Annotated in this window: 1 pseudogene; it reads right to left on the bottom strand. The window is 42.6% G+C overall.

The annotated features are described in order from the left end of the window. Positions 1–76 precede the first annotated feature (76 nt). Positions 77–1,715 (bottom strand): annotated as a pseudogene (locus QUA38_RS28175) (IS1634 family transposase); the annotation flags it as partial. Between the last annotated feature and the right edge of the window lie 1,479 nt (positions 1,716–3,194).

Genomic DNA, 3,194 nt, shown 5'->3' with positions numbered 1-3,194 from the left:
GAGGGGTAGCGTCAGGAATTGCTCTAGTTAGTCTCGGAAGAGGGTACGCTATATATAGCGTTCGTGCGTAAGTCCTGATAGCCATTCGCTCGGCTGTCAAATTAGAAATTTGTTGAATACCTTGAATTATGACAACATGAATCCCTTGAAATATTTGGCAAATCCAACGGAGAGTCGGTCGATTAGTTAGCTGGCCTAACTGATTTTTTAATTTTGAATTAGTGCGCTGCAAGTTGTGACGCAATAACCTTTGACCTAAAGTATAGACTAACAAACATAAGCCCATTATCAATGCCAAAGCTTCGATTCTTTCCGGTGACTTGAGAAACACGCTATCCGCAAAAAATAGTGGGTCTTTCAAAAAGCCAAACCCTCTTTCAGTTGATTGCTGTTCTTTATATTTTACACTCATATCATCCGGCTGTAATTGCTTGGTTTTCAGCACATTAGTTGCCAGAATAAATCTGCCACAAGCTTTGGTTTCTCGCTCGATCGCACCGGCATCTGCTTCGAGTTGGGCTTGGACTTTAAACCTCAAAACTGCACCCGATTTACCAGTAGCACTTGCTGGAGATGTAGTATCAGGCTTGACTGTTACTTGTCGGCTGGTAATTTGGGTTACGTTGTAATATTTTAGCTGTTTGGATAAACGATGAGCTGCTGCTGCTGCGTCTGCCGCACAAGCAAATTCAATCTGTGAGAGTTCCCGCAATTTATTTTGAGCTACAATCTCTGATTTTTTGAGTTTGTTTTCGAGTTTTTTTCGGTCAGATTCACGGCGCAAGTTGCTCTCTACTACTAACCATCTTTGTTTAATTCCACCGTAACTACTTTTGTGTTCTGACCAACTATAACCCTGAACAGAACTGGAGGTAAATTCTGATTCATTTAACTGGGATACCAGTTGCTGCGCTTGCTTGAGACAAGGGCGGTACGCGAGTCAACCATTTTAAGTTGGTTAACATCTCTAAATTTGGGGCTGAATATAACGTACTATCTGCAACTATTAAACTATCGAGGTTTAATTGTTGTTTAAACTCTTGACAAATTGATGCGAATACAGCAGAATCTGATTCGTTCCCCGAACCGACTCGTAAAAATAGTGGCACATCTCCATCGCTACTACAAATTAGGTCTAAAATGAATTGTTTTAAGTCGGGACGGTGGTCGCGAGAGTAGCCGTAGGTAATCTTAATTGGTACTGGGGATGACGCAGAATTAGCTGGTATACTATCGGCTCGATCGCTATCTGTTTGAGAGTTAGCAAACGGTACAGACGGTAACTCGAATTCATATTTGCCATGTAGGTGAAAGGAACTTGAATCTAAATGAACTGTTTCTGTATCGATCTCAAACTTTTGAGCAGCCTCTGCGGCAATAGTTGTAAATATTTGACTGCTTCCTATCAAATATAGTTTGTCTAATACTCTACCTAAACGGTGTTCGTTCAGATGTGATGCTTGAATACCAGCTCCGATTAAATGTTCTGTTGCTTTGCCTGCAAAAAATTTGGGAAATAAGTATAATGGGGCAGAAACTAATCCTAACCCGTTGATAATCATTGCTTTAACTACTAAGCCCGGACTGACGATTTCGCCTGGTTGTTCTTCGATTAACTCGTTGATTTTCTGGACGAGCCCTATTTCGTCAATTAGACCAGCTATTAGCCCCAGATGGTCAAGGTTATCAACGGCGATCTCTGTTGTTTGAGTCATAGGTAGTTGTGAATTTTATCGTTCGATGAACTACCGAAATTTACACTATTTTTATCCGTTTTGTACCGCCGCTAGATGATGAGTTTTGTTGCCAAGAATGCGTCGCAGAATGCAGAAAAATCGTACCCCATTTTACCTTGTGTTCGATCGAAGAGAAAGTTGGTGGTGAGAACATTTTTTAACAGGAGAGCGAGTCTTCAAAACACACACAGCCTCTATGTTCCAGAACTTCCAACGCCAGCGAGCGCGAGCGCCCAGGTTCTTAAGTATTTCTTTCTTAAGTATTTCTACTTAGGCTCGGGGTGTGCGATCGAATGAGTGGAGCCACCCAGTCCTGTGTGTGCCAGTTGAGGGTGCGGAATGTGGGTTAAATTTAGCTCCGAGCGCCCCCAGGAATTTTTTGTTACATAGTTATAAATTTCCCCACCGACTTACTTAGTTTTTTTTGACCTGTGTTCGCGCTTGGGCGTGCAAGGAATTTCGAATCTGCTCGCTACACGCCGTGTGAGCCCCACTGCTTGTAGTGCCCAAATACTGTGGAGTCGGGTGGCAGGTACGCAGAGCAGATTACCCCAGTTGCAACCGTTCTTCAGTTGGTAGAGGATGCCGTTCAAGATTCGACGCGCAAGTCTACCGAGGCGGTGTCGTTTGCTTTTTTTGAGGTAAGAGTGGCTCAATGATTTCTCACTCCTTGTCGGTTAGGTCGCTGGAGTATGCCATTTATGACTAATTCTAGCTCCTCATCCAAGATCCCAAATAGGTTCTATATCTCGCTTGAGTCGCAACGCCGGAGACTTTATCGGGATTAACGTCCGTCCACTCTACTTATTCCTATTTTACCGCCATAACTATTAGTCTTTCAGCAACGCCAATTATTTAATATAGTGTTTTATTACACTATCATTCTGCCTGTTCAGGACGGCGATGTCTGAGGGGTTTGACCCCTCAGACATCGCCAGTCTCTTTTTTTCATAGACTTACTTAACCCTAGGAAGAGTGAGTGCGATCTTTGCTTAATTTTTCTTAATATCCCGTGGTAAAGGTTGAAGAACAAACGCCTGGTTGAAAACGATCACATCCTTAAAGCAAAGTTGACACCAATGAACTGTGCCTTACCTATACTCGAAGTAAGGTCCATCATCATGTTGAACCACAGAGTTCTTCTACCCATGGGCGGGAGATGATCGGGGCAAAAGCCGTATTTTGGTCCAAAAAAAGACCCCATAGTTAAAAGAGGAGTCAGTCAGCGGATGTCACAGCAGTGAAGGAAAGCCAAAACCCTTGGTGTGTATAGGTTACAAACAAACTCAAAAATATTTTCACAAAACGCTTGACAACTCTGGGGAGAGTTGATACATTAATAAAGCGCCAGAAGAGAGGCGGTTCAAACAACCGCGAACTAAAGGCAAAAAACTGAACCTAGAAAAAAGAATAGTTTGAAAGCTTAAAGCACTATTAACCTCGTCAAAAAAATCAAGA

This window comes from Microcoleus sp. Pol12B4, from assembly GCF_036701385.1.
In the GTDB taxonomy this organism is placed as follows: Bacteria; Cyanobacteriota; Cyanobacteriia; order Cyanobacteriales; family Microcoleaceae; genus Microcoleus.
Note: the sequence above shows the minus strand (reverse complement) of the source record. Positions and strands in the feature narration are given on the sequence as shown.